This is a genomic window from uncultured Serinicoccus sp., assembly GCF_947487915.1.
Lineage (GTDB): Bacteria > Actinomycetota > Actinomycetes > Actinomycetales > Dermatophilaceae > Ornithinicoccus.
The window spans coordinates 167,741-187,679 of sequence record NZ_CANKYH010000008.1 but is presented as its reverse complement, the minus strand read 5'-3'; the positions used below and the strand labels follow the sequence as shown (position 1 = coordinate 187,679).

At 73.9% G+C, this 19,939-nt stretch carries 17 protein-coding genes; 9 read left to right on the top strand and 8 right to left on the bottom strand.

Translation table 11 applies throughout. The features are described from left to right. Positions 1-52: 52 nt before the first annotated feature. Together Q0795_RS12280 and glsA are read right to left on the bottom strand one after the other, a co-directional pair. The gene (locus Q0795_RS12280; RefSeq protein ID WP_298890022.1) at positions 53-1,159 is read right to left on the bottom strand and encodes a serine hydrolase; all 1,107 of its coding nucleotides are present in this window, start codon (positions 1,157-1,159) and stop codon (positions 53-55) included. A gap of 214 nt (positions 1,160-1,373) precedes the next feature. Beyond that, positions 1,374-3,170, bottom strand: a complete 1,797-nt coding sequence (gene glsA, locus Q0795_RS12275) for a glutaminase A (RefSeq protein WP_298890021.1) — start codon at positions 3,168-3,170, stop codon at positions 1,374-1,376. A gap of 82 nt (positions 3,171-3,252) precedes the next feature. On the opposite strand from glsA, the gene Q0795_RS12270 reads away from it, so the two are divergent. Then, positions 3,253-4,410 carry a hypothetical protein gene (locus tag Q0795_RS12270; RefSeq protein WP_298890020.1) on the top strand — a complete coding sequence of 386 codons (1,158 nt, stop codon included), beginning with the start codon at positions 3,253-3,255 and terminating at the stop codon, positions 4,408-4,410. A gap of 7 nt (positions 4,411-4,417) precedes the next feature. Here Q0795_RS12270 and Q0795_RS12265 read toward each other — a convergent pair whose 3' ends face one another. Beyond that, the gene (locus Q0795_RS12265) at positions 4,418-5,920 is read right to left on the bottom strand and encodes a SulP family inorganic anion transporter (RefSeq protein ID WP_298890179.1); all 1,503 of its coding nucleotides are present in this window, start codon (positions 5,918-5,920) and stop codon (positions 4,418-4,420) included. A gap of 162 nt (positions 5,921-6,082) precedes the next feature. Beyond that, a complete protein-coding gene (locus tag Q0795_RS12260) occupies positions 6,083-6,553 on the bottom strand; it encodes an SRPBCC family protein (RefSeq protein ID WP_298890019.1) in 471 nt (156 codons plus the stop codon). A 109-nt stretch (positions 6,554-6,662) separates the two neighbouring features. Between Q0795_RS12260 and Q0795_RS12255 the strand changes: the two genes are divergently transcribed. Continuing rightward, a complete protein-coding gene (locus Q0795_RS12255; protein ID WP_298890018.1) occupies positions 6,663-7,541 on the top strand; it encodes an alpha/beta hydrolase in 879 nt (292 codons plus the stop codon). Positions 7,542-7,622: 81 nt separating this feature from the next. On the opposite strand, the gene Q0795_RS12250 is transcribed toward Q0795_RS12255, so the two are convergent. Both Q0795_RS12250 and Q0795_RS12245 read right to left on the bottom strand, forming a co-directional pair. Next, a complete protein-coding gene (locus Q0795_RS12250; protein ID WP_298890017.1) occupies positions 7,623-8,084 on the bottom strand; it encodes an SRPBCC family protein in 462 nt (153 codons plus the stop codon). A gap of 129 nt (positions 8,085-8,213) precedes the next feature. Continuing rightward, positions 8,214-9,128: an EamA family transporter gene (locus Q0795_RS12245; RefSeq protein WP_298890016.1), complete on the bottom strand. Its 915-nt coding sequence runs from the start codon at positions 9,126-9,128 to the stop codon at positions 8,214-8,216. A gap of 68 nt (positions 9,129-9,196) precedes the next feature. Here Q0795_RS12245 and Q0795_RS12240 point away from each other — a divergent pair, with 68 nt between their 5' ends. Then, on the top strand, positions 9,197-10,060 hold the full coding sequence (locus Q0795_RS12240; RefSeq protein WP_298890015.1) for a LysR family transcriptional regulator: 864 nt from the start codon (positions 9,197-9,199) through the stop codon (positions 10,058-10,060). Here the strand turns inward: Q0795_RS12240 and Q0795_RS12235 are convergent. Beyond that, the gene (locus Q0795_RS12235; protein WP_298890014.1) at positions 10,048-10,986 is read right to left on the bottom strand and encodes a LysR family transcriptional regulator; all 939 of its coding nucleotides are present in this window, start codon (positions 10,984-10,986) and stop codon (positions 10,048-10,050) included. The two genes, Q0795_RS12240 and Q0795_RS12235, sit on opposite strands and share 13 nt — an antisense overlap. A gap of 73 nt (positions 10,987-11,059) precedes the next feature. Here Q0795_RS12235 and Q0795_RS12230 point away from each other — a divergent pair, with 73 nt between their 5' ends. The 3 genes from Q0795_RS12230 to Q0795_RS12220 are packed head-to-tail and all read left to right on the top strand — an operon-like array spanning position 11,060 to position 15,537. Further along, entirely contained in the window at positions 11,060-13,126 is a 2,067-nt protein-coding gene (locus tag Q0795_RS12230) for an NADH:flavin oxidoreductase (RefSeq protein ID WP_298890013.1), read from the top strand. A 24-nt stretch (positions 13,127-13,150) separates the two neighbouring features. Next, positions 13,151-14,419: an aromatic ring-hydroxylating dioxygenase subunit alpha gene (locus Q0795_RS12225; protein WP_298890012.1), complete on the top strand. Its 1,269-nt coding sequence runs from the start codon at positions 13,151-13,153 to the stop codon at positions 14,417-14,419. Next, positions 14,416-15,537: a hybrid-cluster NAD(P)-dependent oxidoreductase gene (locus Q0795_RS12220; RefSeq protein WP_298890011.1), complete on the top strand. Its 1,122-nt coding sequence runs from the start codon at positions 14,416-14,418 to the stop codon at positions 15,535-15,537. Before Q0795_RS12225 ends, Q0795_RS12220 begins: the two co-directional genes overlap by 4 nt. Positions 15,538-15,817: 280 nt before the next feature. Here Q0795_RS12220 and Q0795_RS12215 read toward each other — a convergent pair whose 3' ends face one another. Beyond that, entirely contained in the window at positions 15,818-16,780 is a 963-nt protein-coding gene (locus tag Q0795_RS12215) for a TIGR03557 family F420-dependent LLM class oxidoreductase (protein WP_298890010.1), read from the bottom strand. Between the two features lie 136 nt (positions 16,781-16,916). On the opposite strand from Q0795_RS12215, the gene Q0795_RS12210 reads away from it, so the two are divergent. The 3 genes from Q0795_RS12210 to Q0795_RS12200 all read left to right on the top strand — a co-directional run bounded on the left by Q0795_RS12210 (position 16,917) and on the right by Q0795_RS12200 (position 19,937). Then, complete coding sequence (locus tag Q0795_RS12210) at positions 16,917-17,126, top strand: antitoxin (protein WP_298890009.1); 210 nt, start codon at positions 16,917-16,919, stop codon at positions 17,124-17,126. After that, on the top strand, positions 17,123-17,611 hold the full coding sequence (locus tag Q0795_RS12205) for a glutathione peroxidase (RefSeq protein ID WP_298890008.1): 489 nt from the start codon (positions 17,123-17,125) through the stop codon (positions 17,609-17,611). The genes Q0795_RS12210 and Q0795_RS12205 overlap by 4 nt, the downstream gene beginning before the upstream one ends. A 124-nt stretch (positions 17,612-17,735) precedes the next feature. Next, entirely contained in the window at positions 17,736-19,937 is a 2,202-nt protein-coding gene (locus Q0795_RS12200) for a catalase (protein ID WP_298890007.1), read from the top strand. Positions 19,938-19,939 lie beyond the last annotated feature (2 nt).

Below are 19,939 nucleotides of genomic sequence, written 5' to 3'. Positions count from 1 at the left end.
TGCCGGTGCCCCGTCCCGAGCTCGCCGCTCCGGACCGGAGGCACCGCGGTGCTCAGAGGGTCTGCACGTCGGCCAGCAGCAGGAAGGCCGCCGGGCCCATCTCCACCTGGGTGAGGAGCACGGCATACCTGCCGGTGTCGGGGTCGACCCAGAAGTCCGTGCCGAGGCCGCCGGACCAGCCGAACCGTCCGGCGTGCTCGCCGCCCACCTCGAGGCCCACGCCGTAGCCCCAGCCCGAGCTCTCCCAGAAACCGGGGAAGAAGCCCGCCGGGTCCTTGGCGGCGGCCGGCACCTGGTCGGTGCGCAGAGCGGCGAGCAGCTCGGGGTCGACGACCTGCGCGCCCTCGTGCACGCCCCCGGCCGCCAGCATCCGGGCGAAGGCGGCGTAGTCCGCGAGGGTCGAGACCAGCTCGTCGTGGCTGCGGTCGGCGGTCTGCCCGGCGACGTAGTGACCGGCGCCGGCCGGTTCGACCTGCACGAACCCGCCGTCCTCCAGCCGACGGTATGCCGCGGGAAGCCGGTGCGCGCGGGCGGCGGGGACGGCATACCCGGTGTCGGTCATGCCGAGGGGGAGCAGGAGGTCGTCGCGCAGGTGCTCGCCGAGCGGCCGCTGGGCGACCCGGGAGAGCAGGATCCCGAGGACGCCGAAGGAGTGGTGGTAGCGCCACGTCCGCCCCGGCTGCGCGACCAGCGGCAGGCTCGCGAGCGCCGCCAGCCACTCGTCGGCCGTGAGCGCGACCGGCTCGGGGCCGGCCTCGACCCCGGCGTCGGCCATCGCCCGGCGGAGCGGTGTGTCGTCCAGGACCACGCCGTAGCCGCTCGTACAGGTGAGCAGGTGCCGCACCGTGATCGGGCTGTCGGCGTCGACGGTGTCGTCCACCGCCGCACCGGGGGCGCGCAGGACCCGACGGTCGGCGAGCTCGGGCAGCCAGCGGTCGACGGGGTCGTCCAGGCCGAGCCTGCCGCGCGCGACGAGGCGCAGGGCGGCGACGGCCACGACCGGCTTGGTCATCGACTGGATGCGGACGACGGCGTCGGTGTCGAGGTCGCCGGCCGCCGCGACCTCGAGGTGTCCCCCGGCATCACCGAGCGCGGCCACGATCCCCGGTGCTGCGCCCTCGCGCACGTGTCGTTCGACGAGATCGGTCAGGTCGCTCATGCTTCTCCCCGTCTGTGTGCCCTGCGCTGGTGGTCTCTGATGGTGGACCCTGCCGGGCGGCATCTCTCATCGCTCCGAGGGCAGCCAGCCCGCCAGCGGAAGTTACACGGGTGTCGTTCTCCACACCTTGTGCACCGTCTGTGGACAACCGGCCGCCGCACGACCGCGCGTCGCGTCACGACCGCGCGTCCGGTACCGGGGACGAGCGTGCGGCTCAGCGGGCGCGGATGGCGCCGCGGCGCAGGGCACGGTCGGCGACGCGGTAGCCGTCGCGGGCGATGGCGCGCCACACCTGGACCCCGACCACCGGGTCCTCGTCGGCGAGCCGGGCGAGGTCCTCCGCCGTGAGCACGAGCAGCTCCAGCTCCTCGACCGCCCGGATCGTCGTCTGCTGCTCGCCGTCGGTCCCCAGGGCCAGCTCCCCGAAGGACGTCCCGGGGCCCATGGTCACGAGCGTCACCGACTGCCCGTCCGGCCCCGTCCCGAGCGCCTCGGCGCGACCGCGCACGATGAGGTGCACCCCGGCGAACGGGCCGCCGGCCTCGAGGACCGTCTCCCCGTCCGGCACCACCCGGCGGGTCATCGCCGCGCGCACCGCCTCGGCCGCCGACGCCTCGAGGTCCCGCATCAGCGGGTGGTCCTCGACCGGGTCCGGCTCCGGGCGGGGCCCGCAATGCGCGCGGATGAGCTCGCGCTCGCACCACTCCACCGCCGAGGCCAGGTCGGGGAAGATCGGCGACGCGAGCTCGGTCCCCGCGTCCGGGTCGGGGAAGACCCCGGCCGGGTCGACGGCCACCGCCTCTGCTCCGACCTCGCGCAGCCGGTCCCGCAGCGCCAGCAGGGTCACCCGGCTCACCTGCGCGATCTCGTTGACCTGGGTGAGGTCGAAGACCGCCACCTCGGGGGCGTCCTCCACGACGGTCCGGGCCACCGACTCGGCACCGGAGAAGAGCAGGTCGCCGTGCAGCTCGTAGACCCGGGCTCGACCGGCGACGCGGTCGAGCACCTCCTCGTCGGCGCCCTGCCACCGGGTCCGCGAGCGCGCGGTCTGCAGCGAGTAGCTGCTGCGCAAGGCGCTGCGCGACCCCCGGCTGACGTGCATGAGGTGCATCTCCATGTCCCGCGACATCCGCTCGAAGAGCGCCACCCCCCGGGCGCTGTTGCCGTGCGCGTCCAGCCGCGGCGAGAAGACCGCGACCCCGACCTGGCCCGGCAGGACGCCGATGATGCCGCCGCTCACCCCGCTCTTGGCAGGCATACCCACCGCGCTCACCCAGTCACCGGCGGCGTCGTACATGCCGCACGTCGTCATCACCGAGAGCACGTGCTCCACGAGGTGGGCCTCGAGCAGCTGCCGTCCGGTCCGCGGCTGCCGCCCGCCGTTGGCCATCGTCGCGGCCATCAGCGCGAGGTCGCGGGTGTCGACGGCGATGGAGCACTGCCGGACGTAGCGCGCCAGCACCTCCTCCGGGTCGTCCTCGAGGATCTCGAACTCCCGGAGCATGTGGGCGATGGCGCGGTTGCGGTGCGCCGTGGCCAGCTCGGAGCCGTAGACCGCCTCGTCCACCTCGAGCTCACGCCCGGCGAAGGCGCCGAACCAGTCCAGGGCCCGCCCGAACCGCTCCTGCCCGTCCTCCCCCCCGACGAGCGAGGTCGCGGTGATCGCGCCCGCGTTGATCATGGGGTTCTTCGGCCGGCCGCTGCCCGGGGCCAGGCTGATCTCGTTGAAGGCATCGCCGGAGGGCTCGACGTCGACCTTGCGCGCCACCGTCTCGAGGCCCTGGTCGTGCAGCCCGAGGGCATACGTGAAGGGCTTGGAGATCGACTGGATGCTGAAGCGGTGCTCGGCCTGCCCCACCTCGTAGACCTGGCCGTCCACGGTCGCGAGGCACAGCGCGAACCGGTCCGGGTCGGCGGCCGCGAGCTCGGGGATGTAGGCCGCGACCTCGCCTCCGGCGGCGCCACACTGGTCGACGATGTGCTCCAGGTAGTCCTGGACCGGGTTGCGCATCAGGCTGCTCCTCGGGGTCGGGCCGTCAGCACCGAGCCTATGCCGCCGACGCAGCCGCGCGGCAGGTGCCAGGATCGGACCCATGGACACCGACATGGGCAGGGCCACCGGGCCGGCATCCGCCGTCCGCCGGTATGCCGTGCGCTTCGACTCCGACGTCGTCGCCGGCCCGGGCGTGGGGTCCGGGCTCGGGGCGTGGCTACTGCTCGCGCTCGTCGCCGACCAGGCGGAGCCGGCGGACCGCGCCCTCCTCGAGGAGGAGCTCGGGCTCCCGGCGGGCGAGGCGGCGACGACGCTGGCCGCCCTGCTCGCGGACCCGCACCCGGCGGTGACGACGGCGGTGGCGCGGTGGGCCGACGCCACGGCGCTCACGGCGGGCTTCGCCGACTGGGCGGTGCCGGGCGCGGTCGAGGACGGCCCCCTGCCCGACCAGGCCGGGGCCGACGGGTGGGCGGCCGAGCGCACCGGCGGTCTCATCGAGACCTTCCCGCTGGAGATCACCGAGCTGACCCGGCTCGTGCTGGCCTCCGCGCTGGCCACCAGGATCTCCTGGCGCGCCCCGCTCGAGGAGCTCGACGACGGTGGCCTCGGCACCGACGCGGCGACCGCGCGCCACCTGGTGGTCCGGACCGCGGCTGCCGGGCCGGTCGGGGTCATCGCCCCGACGACGACCTCCGGGCTGACGGTGGTCAGCGTCGTCGCGGACCCCGGGGTCCCGCGGGAGCAGGTGGTCGCCGCGGCGCACGAGGTCGCGGCCGGGCTGGCCTCTCCCCGGCTGCCCGCGGCCGTCGAGGTGGTCGAGGACGGCCACGCCTGGACGGTGAGCGAGCACCGGGAGGTCCGCGCCGCCTTCCAGGACGTCGTCGAGGAGTGGAGCGGATGGGTGCCGTCCTGGCGGCTGACCTCGCAGCACGACCTGGCCGACGCCCCGGGCTTCGCCACCGCGCTGGCGTCCCTGGCGCGCTACGTCAGCCCCGAGGAGCAACCCGCCGAGACCGAGGCCCGGCAGGCCGCGGTCGCCGCCTACTCCGCCACCGGGTTCGAGGCGGCCGCCGTCACCGGCATGGGGGTGCGGGCCACCGGGATGCCGCAGGAGCAGGAGGTGCTCGTCCGCCGCATCCACCTGCGGCTGGACCGTCCGCACGCCGTCGTCGCGGTCGCCCTGGACACCGGCCGGGGCGGGGCGGCCTGGCACGGGATCCCTGTCTTCACCGCCTGGGTGGACCCGACCTCCGGGTGACCTGCGGCTACATGCTCCCGAGGTGCCCGGCGAGCTGCTGGTGGCGGGCGCGGCTGGCGTCGTTGAGCCCCTCGATCTGGACCGTGGTGCCGTGCGCGGCATACCGGCGTTCGATGGCGTCCAGCGCGGCGACCGTCGAGGCGTCCCAGATGTGCGAGTCGCTCATGTCGATGACGACGGTCTGCGGGTCGCCGGCGTAGTCGAACTGGTGCACCAGGTCGTTGCTGGAGGCGAAGAAGAGCTCTCCGACCACGCGGTAGCGCGCCGTCCCCGCGTCGCCGCCCTCCACCCGGACCACCTGGGTGAAGTGCGCGACCCGGCGGGCGAAGACGACCATGGCGGTCAGCACCCCGACGACGACGCCGATCGCCAGGTTGTGCGTGGCGATCGTCGTGCCGACGGTGGCGAGCATGACGAGGTTCTCGCTCTTGGGCATCCGCCGCAGGGTCGCGGGGGCGATGGAGTGCCAGTCGAAGGTGGCGACCGCGACCATGATCATCACGGCCACCAGGGCGGCCATGGGGATGGAGGCGACGACGTCCCCGAGGGCCACCACGAGGACCAGCAGGAAGACCCCGGCGAGGAAGGTCGAGATGCGGGTGCGGGCGCCGGAGACCCGGACGTTGACCATCGTCTGGCCGATCATCGCGCAGCCACCCATGCCGCCGAAGGCCCCGGTGACGAGGTTGGCGACCCCCTGTCCCCAGCCCTCCCGGGTCTTGTCCGAGCCGGTCTCGGTGATGTCGTCGACCAGCTTGGCGGTCATGAGCGACTCCATGAGCCCGACCAGGGCCATGGCCAGGGCGTAGGGGCCGATGATCTGCAGCGTCTCCCACGTCAGCGGGACGTCGGGGACGAAGAACGCGGGCAGGCTGTCGGGCAGCTGGCCCTCGTCACCGACGTCGGGCAGCCGCCAGCCGGCGAGCAGCGCCATGCCGGTGATGAGCACGATCGCGACGAGCGGTGCCGGGACGGCCGTGGTCGCCCGGGGCAGCAGGACCATGACGGCGATCCCCAGCCCGACCAACGGGTAGACCAGCCACGGCACACCGACGAGGTAGGGGATCTGCGCCAGGAAGATGAGGATGGCCAGGGCGTTGACGAAGCCGACCATGACCATGCGCGGGATGAAGCGCATGAGCCGGGCGACACCCGCCACCGACAGCACGATCTGGAGCAGACCGGCGAGGAGCACGGTCGCGATGAGGTAGTCGAGGCCGTGCTGCGCCATCACCGGGGCGATGACCAGGGCGATCGCCCCGGTCGCCGCCGAGATCATGGCGCGGCGGCCGCCGACCACGGCGATGGTCACCGCCATGGTGAAGGAGGCGAACAGCCCGACCCGAGGGTCGACGCCGGCGATGACCGAGAAGGAGATGGCCTCGGGGATGAGGGCCAGGGCCACGACGAGGCCGGCGAGGATCTCGGTGCGCAGGCGCGCCGGGGAGCGCAGCGCGGCACGGACCGAGTGCGGGTCGGGGGTGCTGGTGGGCGCGGAGGCAGGCAGCATGGACAGGGCGAGTCCTCGCAGGATCATCAGTGGTGTCAGGAGGTATGCCGCTGCACCGGTCCGGGGGCGGACGCACGACGAGCGGCTCCTCCAGTCTAGCGGGGGCCGACGCGGGCGTGGCCGACCCGCCGGGCGGCCGGTAGGGCCGGCCCGGCCTGCGGGTCAGGCCTGCGCGGCGGCGACCTCGGCGAGCCGGTCGAGGGACGCGTGGAGCATGTCGGCGGTCGTGCTGCGGGCCCGGGCCACCCGGGACTCGTCCGTCAGCCCGGTCCAGTCGTAGGTGTGGGTGACCCGGCTGCGGCCCTCGCCCAGCGGCTCCACCTCCCAGACCCACTCGTGCCCGGCCGGCTCCTGGCCCTCGCTCGCGGGACGCCAGGCGATAAGCCGACCCTCCTCGAAGGTCACGACGTGGTTGTCGCGCACCTTGTCGTTCGTCGTGCGCATCGAGAAGACGTCGCCGACGGCCCGGACCCGCTCGCCGCGGACGATCTCGGCCAGGTTGTCGTTGCCGTCCCACTCCGGCTGCCGGGCCGGGTCGGCGATCAGCTCGAAGACCACCTCGGCGGGGGCCTCGATCTCACGGGTGGCGCTGACGACTCGCTGCTCGGTCTGGTCCGTCTGCTCGGTGCTCATGGGGCCAGTCAACCGTGCTCGGGCTCGTCGCGTCGAGGGCGATGAGTCCGGCGCACCTGCGGTGTCTCACTGTGCAGAGCACGACCACCCACCTGGACGGGACGGACCCATGACCGCAGCCGCACGCAGGACCCTCACCCGCACCGTGGACGAGGGCGAGGACCTCATCACGTATGACGTGCACGGCCAGCTCGCGGACGCCTCGCCCGACCGGCCGGTGCTGCTGGCCTTCGCCTCCCCCATGGACGCGGCCGGGTTCGCGGCGCTGGCCGAGCTCATCGACGACCGGCCGGTGGTCACCCTCGACCCGCGGGGTGCGGGCCGCAACCCCTCCGGCACCAGCCCGCTGACCCCGGAGCAGCACGCGCAGGACCTGCACCGGGTCGTGGCGGCCCTCGGGGGCGGGCCGGTCGACGTCCTCGCCTCGAGCGGGGGTGCCGTCAACGCGCTGGCGCACGCCTCGGCATACCCGGAGGATGTGCGTTGCGTGGTCGCGCACGAGCCACCGCTGGCCGCCTTCGTGCCGGACCGCGAGGTGGTGCTCGCCGCGTGCGAGGACGTGCGGCGGGCCTACGAGCGCGACGGGCACGGGGCGGCGATGGCACGGTTCATCCCGTTGGTGATGGTCGACGGCGAGCTGGACGACGCCTACCTGCGACGGCCGGCGCCGGACCCGGCAGCCTTCGGCCTGCCCGTGGTCGACGACGGCACCCGCGACGACCCGCTGCTGCGCAACCTTCGGTCCTGCACCGCCTACGAGCCCGACCTGGAGCGGTTGCGCGCCCTGGGCGACCGGCTCGTGCTGGCGGTGGGCGAGGACTCCGGCGAGACGCTCGCCGCCCGGGCCGCCCGGTCGGTGGCCCGCGCGCTCGGCGGCGAGGCGGTGGTGGTGCCGGGCGACCACGGCGGCTTCATGGGCGAGCTCCACGGCCGGCCCGCCGGCAGGCCCGCGGAGTTCGCCGCCGCGCTGCGCGCGATCCTCGGCTGACCACCCTGGTGCAGGAACGGTGCGGCACATCTGTCGTCAGGGCGACGGACGTGCCGCACCGTTTCTGCACCACCATCGAGGTCACCCCTCGAGGACCGCCTTCATCCGCTGCAGCGTGGTCCGCATGCCCTGCTCGTTGGTGCGGCCGCGGGCGCGGCCGAGCACGGCCCAGTAGAGCCGCAGCGGGAGGATCGGCTCGAGCCGGAAGTACTCCGTGACCTCGGTGCCCTCCCCCGAGGGCCGGAGCCGGTAGCCCCAGTTGTTCACGACGACCTTCTTCGTCCCGACCGAGAACTCGAAGAGGCGCTCCGGCTCGCACCGGGTCACCCGGCACGCGGACCAGTAGGTCGGCCCGACCCCGTTGCGCACCACCTTGCCCGCGAAGGTCGCGCCCACCTCCGGGCCGGTCGAGCCGCCGGTCCACCGGCCCGCCACGGTCTCGGGGCTGAACTCCCCGATCCGGGTCACGTCGCTCACCAGCGCCCAGACCTGCTCCGGGGGTGCGTCGACGTGCAGGCTCACCTCACCGCCGAGCTCTGCCACGGCTGCCTCCTCCTCCGACCGGTCGAGCACGATTGTCGGTCGCGTCCGCACCACCCTAGGTCTCGACGGTCGCGACGGCCTCGACGGTCGCGACAGCCCGGCCCGGCGGGCCCGGTGGCGGAGCGGGCGCTACCCCTCAGGCCGGCGCCCGGAGACCCACATCGTCACGGCGTTGGCGGCCACGACCAGCGCCATGCCCACCCACTCGTGCAGGGCGAGCGGCTGCCCCAGCAGCACCATCCCCACCAGCGCCGCCAGCACCGGGTGGGCGCTCATCGCGACCCCGAACACCGGCGCGGTGACCCGGCGCAGCACCAGCAGGTCGAGGGAGTACGGCACCACCGTGGAGAGCACGCCCGCCACGACCGCGAAGCCGAGCGCCGCGGGGGTGAACCGGTCGGTCAGGGCCAACCAGACCAGCACCGGCAGGTATGCCGTCGCCGACACCGCCGTCGCGAGCGCCGTCCCCTGCACCCCGGGCAGCGCGGCACCCACCGAGCGGTTGGCGAGGATGTAGCCGCCCCAGCACGCCGCCGCGCCCAGCCCGAAGGCCACGCCGAGGTAGTCGCTGCTGGGCCCCGGCAGCACGAGGACGTAGACCCCGACCCCGGCCACGGCCGCCAGCGCGAGGTCGCGCACCGACCTCGACCCGAGGAGGCCGACCGCCAGCGGGCCGAGGAACTCCAGGGTCACCGCCAGCCCCAGCCCGATCCGCTCGACCGCGGCGTAGAGCCCGAGGTTCATCCCGGCGAACATCGCCGCCAGCCACACCACCCGTGCCCACTGCCCCCGGGTCAGCCGGCGGACGTCCGGCCGGGTGAGCGGCAGCAGCACCACGGTCGCCACGAGCTGACGCACCGCGACCACCCCGGCCGGACCGATCGCCCCGAAGGCGTGACTGCCCCAGGCCGCCCCGACCTGCGTGCTCGTGGCCGCGGTCACCATGAGCAGCACGTCGCGCGGGCTGGTGCGACGCGGTGCGGTCGCCGGGGCCGCGGCGGACCCGGCGCCCTGCGCACTGACGGGGGTCTGGGTGATCGACATCCCCCGAGTCTCCGGACCCGCGAGGCATACGAAAAATGCACGGCGTGCACGCTGCATACACTTCTCGTATGCCGATCCCCGAGGTGTCCCTGCGCGACCTGCGCTCCTTCCTCGCCGTCGTCGAGGAGGGCACCTTCACCGACGCCGCCATCGCGCTGGGCACCACGCAGGCGTCCGTCTCCCGGCACGTCGGCGCCCTGGAGCGCACGCTCGGGGTGCGGCTGCTGCAGCGCGGCGGCCGCGTGGTCACCGTGACCACCGCCGGGCGGCGCGTGCTCCGGCACGCGCGGGCCAGCGTCGAGGAGGCGCGGGCCGTGGTCCGGGCCGCGCACGACGAGGGACGCGAGGTGCGGGTGGGGTATGCCTGGGCGGCCCTCGGCGCGCACACCGCCACCGTGCAGCGCGAGTGGGCGCGGCGGCACCCCGGTTCGGAGCTGTCCTTCGTCAACACGACGACCCGGTTCGCCGGGCTCAACGAGGGCACGGTCGACCTGGCCGTGGTCCGCCGCGACCCGCGGGTCTCCCAGATCGCCACGGCCGTGCTGGGGCGCGAGTCCCGGATGGCGGCGCTGCCGGCCGAGCACGACCTGGCGGGACGCCGCAGCCTGCGCCTGGCCGACTTCGCCGGGCGCACCGTGGCGCTGGACACCGCCACCGGGACCACCACGACCGACCTGTGGTCCGCGGACCAGGCTCCCGGGTCCTGGCGCGAGGTGCGCGGCACCGACGAGTGGCTGACCGTCATCGCCGCCGGCCGCGCGGTCGGGCTGACCTCGCAGGCGACGGCGGCGCAGTACTCCCGGCGCGGCGTCGTCTTCCGCCCGGTCCGCGACGCCCCACCCGTCGAGGTGCTGCTCATCTGGTGGCGCGAGGACCCGCCCAGCGTCCTGGACGAGCTGCTCTCCCTGGCGCGGGAGGCCTACGCGGGCTGAGGGGCGGCCGGCCCCGTGCCGGGTCGGCGCCGGGGAGCGGCCACGTCCTCCAGCGCCCGGAGCGCGGCGGCCACCGAGGGGTGGCCGGCACTGCCGCGACGGATGCCGGTGCGCAGGTGCCGGGCCGGGGCGGGGTCGCCGTGCAGCGGGACCCGGACGACCGGGTAGGCCGCGGGGACGTGCGCGAGGCGCGGCACCAGGGCGATGCCCAGGCCGGCGCCGACCAGGGCCGCGCCGGTGTCCCACTCGGCGGCGTAGTGCGCGACGGACGGCGTGAAACCGGCGCCGGTGCACGCCGTCTGGAGCAGCTCGTGGTAGGGCCGCCCGGGACGGTCCATGATCCAGCGCTCGGCCGCCAGGTCCCGCAGGGCGACCGACTCCTGCCCCGCCAGCGGGTGGCCTTCCGGGACGAGCAGGTCGATCGGGTCGTCGAGCAGGTGGCGCTGCTCGAAGCGCGGGTCGGTGCTGGCCGGCAGCGTGGCGACCGCGACGACGACCGCCACGTCCGCGCGCCCGGTGAGCAGCAGCTCGAAGCACTCCTCCGGGTCGGCCTCGACGATCTGCACCTCTCCCCCGAGCTCGGCGCGCACCCGGGCGGCCACCGGCGGCAGCAGCGCGGAGGCGGCAGTGGAGAAGCCGGCCAGTCGCAGCACCCCGCCGCCGGTCTCGGCCACCCGGGCGACCTCGGCGCGGATCTCCTCCCACCGGGACACCAGCTCGTCGGTGCGGTCCAGGAGGACCTGGGCCGCCGGGCTGAGCCGGACCCCGCGACCGTCGTGGACGAGCAGCTCGACCCCGAGCTCCCGGCCCAGGGTCCGCAGCTGCTGGGAGACCGCGGAGGGGGTGTAGCTCAGGGCCTCGGCGGCGCCCGTGACGGTGCCGCGCTGCGCCACCATCCGCAGCACCTGCAGGCGCCGGTCGATCATGCAGCCAGTGTGCACGACACCGTGCACTTTCCGGCGCTGGTGCGCACGACCGCCCGCGCCGCAGACTCGCGGTATGCGCACGCTGGACCCGCTCCTGGACCCCTTCACGATCAAGGGCCTCCGGCTGCGCAACCGGGTCGTCAGCACGAGCCACGAGCCGGCCTACGCCGAGGGCGGGCTGCCGCGCGAGCGCTACCTCGCCTACCACCTCGAGAAGGCCCGCGGCGGGGTCGGGCTCACCATGATCGGCGGCTCGGCCGTCGTGGCCCGCGACAGCCCGCCGGCCTTCGGCAACCTCGAGCTGCACCGCGACGAGATCGTGCCCTGGATGCGCCGCCTCACCGACGCCGTGCACGAGGAGGGCGCCGCCGTCATGTGCCAGGTCACCCACCTGGGCCGGCGGACCAGCAACTACACCGCCGACTGGCTGCCCACGGTCTTCCCCTCGCCGCTGCGCGAGCCGGCGCACCGGGCCTTCCCCAAGGTCGCCGAGGCGTGGGACCTCGACCGGATCGTCGACGACTACGTGAGCGCGGCCCAGCGCTGCGTCGAGGGCGGCCTGGACGGCATCGAGCTGCAGAGCTACGGGCACCTGCTGGACGCCTTCCTCTCCCCCGCGACCAACCACCGCGACGACGAGTGGGGCGGCTCCCTGGAGCACCGGATGGCGTTCCCGCGGCGGGTCGTCCGCGCGGTCCGCGCCGCCCTGGGGCCGGAGCCGGTCCTGGCGATCCGCATGTCCATGGACGAGGACCGGCCCGACGGGCTGCAGCGTGAGGAGGCGCTCACCGCGCTGCGGGCGTTCACGCAGGACGGCGTCGACCTCCTCAGCGTCATCAAGGGCACCATCGAGAGCGACGCGACGCTCGCCCGGGTCATCCCCTCGATGGGCACCCCCTCCGCGCCCTTCCTCGACTTCGCCGGGGAGATCCGGCGCGAGGTCGACATCCCCGTCATGCACGCCTCGCGGATCACCGACGCGGCCACCGCCCGGCACGCGATCCGCGACGGGCTGCTCGACCTCGTGGGGATGACCCGCCCGCAGATGGCCGACCCCTACCTCGTGGCCAAGATCGCCGCGGGCGAGGAGGACCGGGTGCGGCCCTGCGTCGGGGCCAACTACTGCCTGGACGCGATCTACGAGTCCGGTGACGCCAAGTGCCTGCACAACCCGGCGACCGGGCGCGAGCTCACCCTGAGCCACGTCGTCCCCCCGGCACCGGCGCGTCGCAAGGTCGTGGTCGTGGGGGCCGGTCCGGCCGGCCTGGAGGCCGGCCGGGTGCTCGGCGAGCGCGGGCACGACGTCGTCGTCCTCGAGGCCGACGACCTGCCCGGGGGGCAGGTCAAGCTGGCCTCGCGACCCGGCCGCCGGCGCGACCTCATCGGGGTCGTCGACTGGCGGGTCAGCGAGCTCAAGCACCTCGGGGTGGACCTCCGCCTCGGCGTCTACGCGGAGGTGGAGACGGTGCTCGCGGAGGAGCCGGACGTCGTCGTCGTCGCCACCGGAGGGATGCCGAACCACGAGTTCCTCCTCGAGGGCGCCGGGCTGGTGAAGGACACGTGGGACGTCATGGCCGGGGAGGTGCCTGCCGGGGGCACCGTGCTCGTCTACGACGACAACGGTGCCGAGCCGGGGGTGGACGCCGCCGAGCTGCTCGCCGCCCGGGGGGCGCGGGTGGAGTTCGTCACGCCCGAGCGGATGCTCGCCCCGCTGGTCGGCGGGATGAACTCCCCGGCCTACCTGCGGGCCTTCGACGAGCACGCGGTCGCGGTCACCCTCGCCACCCGGCTGGTCGGGGTCACCCGCCACCCCGAGGGCGGCCTGGTCGCGCGGCTGCGCCACGACTACTCCGGCGCGGAGGTGTCGCGCCGGGTCGACCAGGTGGTCGTGGAGCACGGCACCCTGCCGCTGGACGACCTCTACCACCAGCTCGTGCCGCTCTCGGTCAACGCCGGCGCGGTCGACCACGCCGCGCTGCTGGACGTCCGGCCCCAGCTGGTCGGGGCCGGCGCCGCGGGGTCCGCCCTGCCCACCGGCCCCGCCCGGGGCTTCCAGCTCTTCCGGATCGGCGACGCGGTCGCCAGCCGCAACATCCACGCCGCGATCTACGACGCCCTGCGCCTCTGCCTGGCCGTCTGAGCGGCATACCCGAAGGAGGACCCCATGACCACCCTGACCTCCGCCCCCGAGGCGACCGACCTCGCCGGGCTCGTCGCCCGCCGCGCGCCGGGCTTCAGCCTGGACGCCGCGTTCTACACCAGTCAGGAGGTCTACGACGCCGACCTGGCAGCGGTGTGGGCCCGCTGCTGGATCTTCGTGGCGACCGAGGCCGAGATCCGCGAGCCCGGCGACTTCGTCACCGTCGACCTCGGCCCGCACTCGGTGATCATCGTGCGCGACGACGACGAGGAGGTCAGCGCGCTGCGCAACGTCTGCCGGCACCGGGGCTCCCGGGTGCTCACCGAGCGCTCCGGATCGGTGGGCAACATCGTCTGCGGCTACCACCGGTGGACCTACGCCACCGACGGCACCCTGCTGCACGCCGGCGACCAGGCCCCCACCTTCGACCGGTCCTGCTTCGGGCTGCGGCGGGTGCACGTGCGCACCGTGTCCGGGCTGGTCTTCGTCTGCCTCGCCGACGAGCCGCCGGCCGACGTGGAGGAGCTGACCGGCACCATCGCGCCCTACCTCGACCCGCACATGCCGCTGCGCACCAAGGTCGCCGCCCAGCACGACCTGGTCGAGCACGCCAACTGGAAGCTGGTGATGGAGAACAACCGGGAGTGCTACCACTGCGAGGGCGGGCACCCCGAGCTCACCTGCACCTTCTTCCCGACCTACGGCTACGACCCGGACCGCATCCCGGCCCGGCTCATGCCGGCGCACCAGCGCTACCTCGCGGCCGAGGCCGAGCTCGAGACCGCCTGCCTGGAGCGCGGGATGGCGTTCGCCGAGGTGGAGGCGCTGGAGGAGCAGCGGGTCACGGCGTTCCGGGTGCAGCGGGAGGCACTGGACGGCGCCGGCGAGTCCTACACGCTCGACGGCACGGTGGCCAGCCGTCGGCTCCTCGCCGACTTCGACACCCCGCGGCTGGGCCGCGCCTCGGTGCACACCCAGCCCAACGGGTGGTTCCACTTCCTCTCCGACCACGTCGTGACCTTCGCGGTCCTGCCGCTGGCGGCGGACCGGACGCTGGTGCGCACCACCTGGCTGGTCCACGAGGACGCCGTCGAGGGAGAGGACTACGACCTGGAACGGCTCACCCAGGTCTGGGACCACACCAACGAGGAGGACGCCGAGTTCTGCGCCCGCGCCCAGCAGGGCGTGGCCGACCCGGCCTACGTCCCCGGCCCCTACTCGCCCAGCGAGCGCCAGGTGGAGTCCTTCGTCGCGTGGTACGTCGCGCGGCTGCGCGAGGAGCTGGCGCGATGACCGAGGTGCTGGTCCGGGAGACGGTCGCCACGGCATACCGCGACCACGTCGACGAGCAGCTGGTGTGCGTCCACGTCGAGCAGGTCACCCACGACGTGCGCAGCATCACGCTGGCGCTGCCGGAGGGCGCGGCGCTGGAGTTCCGGCCGGGGCAGTACGTCACGGTCACGGCGGAGGTGGACGGCCAGGAGCTCAGCCGCTGCTACACCATCGCCTCCTCCCCGCTGCAGACCGGCACCCTCACGCTCACGGTGAAACGGCAGGGGCCGGTGTCGACGTGGCTGCACGACCGGCTGGGGGTCGGGGACCAGCTGCGGGTCAGCGGGCCGATGGGGGTCTTCAGCACCTACGAGCACCCGGCGGCGGCGCACCTGTTGCTCTCCGCCGGCAGCGGCATCACCCCGCTCATGTCGATGCTGCGGACCCTCGTGGGCACCGAGGGGCCGCACGACGTCGTGTTCGTGCACAGCGCCCGGACCCCGGCCGACATCGTCTTCCGCCGCGAGCTCGAGGACCTCGCGGCGGCCCTGCCGTGGCTGCGGGTCGCGGTGGTCTGCGAGGGCGACGGCGAGGACGAGGTATGGCGTGGCGCCCGCGGGCGGCTCACCGCCGGGCTGCTCGCGGAGCTGGCGCCCGATGCGGCCGCCCGAGAGGTGTTCACCTGTGGGCCGGCGCCCTACATGGACGCCGTGCGCGACCTGCTGGCCGGGCTCGGCTGCGACCCGGCGCGGTGCCACCAGGAGTCCTTCGTGCTCGACCCGGCCGGCGCGGTGCTCCAGGGTGACGGCGGGCTGGACGACCAGGGGCGGGCCGACGACGCGGCCGGCCACGGCGACGCCCCCGCGACCGGCGCGCGGACGCATACCGTGACCCTGACCCGCAGCGGCCGGGAGGTGCCCTGCGCCCCCGGACAGACCATCCTCGCCGCCGCCGCGCAGGCGGGTCTCAGCCTGCCGTCGTCCTGCGCGGAGGGGGTGTGCGGCACCTGCAAGAGCCAGCTGCTCGCGGGCCGCGTCGACATGCGGCACGGTGGCGGGATCCGGCCCCGCGAGATCGCCGCCGACAAGGTCCTGCTGTGCTGCTCCACCCCGCTGGAGGACTGCGTCGTCGAGGCCTGATCCGTGCGGCGGGCCCGAGGGCCGGCCTCCGACAGCGCATCATGGAAGCATGCCGTCGCCAGACCAGCGGCCCGCTCGGCTGCAGCCTCACGAACCCCACGGGCCACAGGCTGCTGAGATCTGTCCATCCGGTCGCGTTATTTTCCGGGCGGACGCACATGTCCCCGCAGAGTGCTACGCGTGGTGCCCGAGCCACGCACGTGGCGGGGGCGACCCGAGCGGGTGACGGGCTGCAGGTCGGTGAGGTCGCACCCCCACCGCCCTGCCCCGAGGCGTCGTCCTACGTCGACAGCTCCTGGAGCCGCGGCCGCAGCTCGTCGGTGAAGAAGCGCATGAAGCCGTCGACGTCCGGCCCGGCGCTGATGAGGGCGAGCCGGTCGAAGCCCGCGTCGGAGAACTGCCGAGCCACCTCCAGGTGACGCTCCACGTCGGGGCCGCAGGCGAAGACCTCGCGCATCGAGTCCGGGGTGATGAACTGGGTCGCGGCGTCGAAGTGAGCTGGGTTGGGCAGCTCGCTGTTGACCCGCCAGCTGCCGAGGCCGAAGCGGAACATGCGGTGGGCGGACTCGGCGGCCGCCTGTGCGTCCGGGGCCCAGGCGAGCGGCACCTCGGTGTAGCGCGGCCCGGAGCCACCAGCCTGCTCGAAGGCCTCGATGAGCGAGGCGTCGGGGTCGGTCGTGAAGATGCCGTCGCCGTGCTCGGCGGCCAGGCGGGCCGCCTGCGGCCCACCGATGGCCACGATGATCTCCGGCAGGGTCTCGGGCAGGTCGAAGACGCGGGCGTCCTCCAGGGTGAGGAACTCCCCACGGTAGGAGTGGTAGCCGCCCTGCCAGAGCAGCCGGATGATCTCCAGCGCCTCACGGAGCAGCTGGTGGCGGTCCCGCACCTCCGGCCAGCCCTGGCCGACGACGTGCTCGTTGAGCCGCTCGCCGGAGCCCACTCCGAGGGTGAAGCGCCCACCGGAGAGGATCTGGGTGGTCGCGGCGGCCTGCGCGATGATCGCCGGGTGGTAGCGGATCGTGGGGCAGGTGACCCCCGTCGCCAGGCCGATGCGCTCGGTCGAGGCGGCGATGGCGGCGAGCACCGACCAGGCGAACGGGGAGTGCTCGTGCTCGGGCAGCCAGGGGTGGAAATGGTCGCTGATCTCGACGAAGTCGAAGCCGGCCCGCTCGGCCTCCACGGCCTGCCGGACGAGCTCGGTGGGGGAGAAGTTCTCGGCGAAGAGCTTGAATCCGATCTGCATGACCCCACCGTAGGAGGCGCCGGCACACGGCGCGCGGCGTGCTGCCCCGGTCGGCGCCGGCGGGCGGAAACATGTGGTGTGCTGGTGCGTTGAGCAGGTGACAGTTCCGTCACACCCGTCGAGCAGAGGTTCCCGTATGCCGTTCCGCAAGATCGCCGCCCTCGGCGCCGCCGCCGACGCGGCCCGCCGCTTCGCCCGCAAGAATCCGGAGAAGACGCAGTCCTACCTGGACAAGGCCGCCGGCTTCGCCGACCGGCAGACCAAGGGGAAGTACTCCAGCCAGATCCGCTCCGCCTCCGACAAGGCCGGGAAGGCGGCTCTCGGCGACGACGAGCAACGCGCGTGAGGAGCCTGCACGACTTCACCGCCGAGACCCTCGCCGGAGAGCAGCGGGACCTCGGCGACTACGCCGGGCGGGCCGTGCTCGTGGTCAACACCGCCAGCGGGTGCGGCCTGACCCCGCAGCTCGCCGGCCTCGAGGAGCTCTACGCCGAGCTGGCCGACGACGGACTGGTGGTGCTCGGTTTCCCGTGCAACCAGTTCGGCGGTCAGGAGCCCGGTGATGCCGAGGAGATCGGCGACTTCTGCCACCGCAACTACGGCGTGACCTTCCCGATGTTCGCCAAGGTCGAGGTCAACGGCTCTGGCGCGCACCCCCTCTACCGGTGGCTCAAGCGGCAGAAGAAGGGGCTGCTGGGAGGGCGGATCAGCTGGAACTTCACCAAGTTCCTCGTGGGCCCGGACGGCCAGGTGCTCCAGCGCTACGCCCCCACCACCCGTCCGGCGGCGATCCGCGCGGACCTGACGAGGATGCTGCCCCTCGTGCCGTGATCCGCCCGTCGGCCCCCTGGCGGCTGAGCGCGCGCGACGGCACCGCGGTGGCTAGCGTCGAGGGAGTTCGTGCCGCCGGCTGTCGACGTCGCCGGGGCACGCCCCGACGACCGAGGAGATCGACATGGGCCACCGCGACGGCGACGCCGCCACCCCGACATCCGCAGCGCACCGGCACCAGCCGGCCGCGCCCTCCTACCCGCCGGCACCGGAGGTGCCCCGCCCGCCGACCCCCAGCACCGCGGGTCAGGCCGCCGACAACCCGGTCTACACGGAACGGACCCAGCCGGGGCAGGGCGGCGAGCTGCACCAGCAGCCGGGCCCGGACCAGCAGGTCCTCACCACCGCTCAGGGCCTGCCTCTGGCGGACGACCAGAACTCCCTCACGGCGGGGCAGCGCGGTCCGACCCTGCTCGAGGACTTCGCGCTGCGCGAGAAGATCTTCCACTTCGACCACGAGCGCATCCCGGAGCGGGTGGTCCACGCCCGCGGGTACGGCGCCCACGGCACCTTCACGGCGGCCGAGGACCTCTCCGACCTGACCTGCGCCTCGCTGTTCGCCGAGGCGGGCAAGCAGACCCCGGTCTTCGTCCGGTTCTCCACGGTCGCCGGCAACCTGGGCTCCTTCGACCTCGCCCGCGACGTGCGCGGGTTCGCGGTGAAGTTCTACACCGACGAGGGCAACTGGGACCTCGTGGGCAACAACATCCCCGTGTTCTTCGTGCAGGACGCGGTGAAGTTCCCCGACCTCGTCCACGCGGTGAAGGAGGAGCAGGACCGGGGCTGGCCGCAGGCCCAGTCCGCGCACGACACCTTCTGGGACTTCGCCGGGCTGATGCCGGAGTCCACGCACATGCTGCTGTGGCAGATGTCGGACCGCGCCATCCCCCGGTCGTTCCGCTTCATGCAGGGGTTCGGCGTGCACACCTTCCGGTTCGTCGACGCGGACGGGCGCAGCACCTACGTGAAGTTCCACTGGGTCCCCCGCCAGGGCCTGCAGTCGGTCGTGTGGAACGAGGCGGTGAAGATCAACGGCGCGGACCCCGACTTCCACCGCAAGGACCTGTGGCAGGCCATCAACAACGGTGACCTGCCGGAGTGGGAACTCGCCGTGCAGACCTTCGACGACGAGTTCGCCGACCAGTTCGAGTTCGACGTCCTGGACGCGACCAAGGTCATCCCCGAGGAGCAGGTACCGCTGCGGGTCATCGGCACCCTGCGCCTGGAGAAGACGGTGGACAACGTCTTCAGCGAGACCGAGCAGGTGGCCTTCTGCACCCAGAACATCGTCCGCGGGATCGACTTCACCAACGACCCGCTGCTGCAGGGCCGCAACTTCTCCTACCTCGACACCCAGCTCAAGCGGCTCGGCAGCCCCAACTTCACCCAGCTGCCCATCAACGCCCCCCGGTGCCCGGTGGCCCACTTCCAGCGGGACGGGCACATGCAGACCGGCGCGCAGTCCGGCCGCGCCACCTACGAGCCCAACTCCTTCACCGGGGCGGCCGCCGGTCCTCGCGCGGACGCCGAGCGGGGCTACCGCAGCGTGGCCCGGCACGAGAGCGGCGACACCCGACGCACCCGGCCGGAGTCCTTCGCCGACCACTACTCCCAGGCCGGGCAGTTCTGGCGCAGCCAGAGCGCGACCGAGCAGCAGCACATCCGGATGGCCTTCGTCTTCGAGCTCTCCAAGTGCGAGATCCCGCAGATCCGCACGCGGGTCGTGGCCAACCTGCGCAACGTGGACGAGGAGCTCGCGGCCGGCGTCGCCGACGGGCTGGGCATGGAGCTCCCGGAGGCCACCGAGGCGCACCGTGCCCCGAGGCACGACCTGCCGGAGTCCCCGGCGCTGAGCATGATGACGCGGGCGCCGGAGAGCTTCGCCGGGCGCAAGCTCGGGATCCTCGTGACCGACGGGGTCGAGGCCTCGGTGCTGGACGGGCTGCGGGACACCTTCGAGCAGGGCGGGGCCCTGGTCGAGACCATCGGCCTCAAGGTGGGCGGGGTCACCCTCGCGGACGGCGCGCGCCGCCCCGTGGACCACAAGATCGACGGCGCCCCCTCGGTGCTCTTCGACGCGGTGGCCCTGCTGGGAGACGGCGCCGGCGCCGAGGAGCTGGCCGGCCACCCGGCCACGCGAGACTTCGTCTCGGACGCCTTCAGCCACTACAAGGTCATCGGCCACCTGCCCGGTGCCCAGGCGTTGCTCGAGGCCGGCGGTATCGACGGCAGCCTCGACGAGGCCTGCCTGGACCTGGGGACCGTCGGCCCCCAGGACTTCCTCGAAGCCTGCGGTGCGCTGCGCCACTGGGCCCGCGACGTCTGACC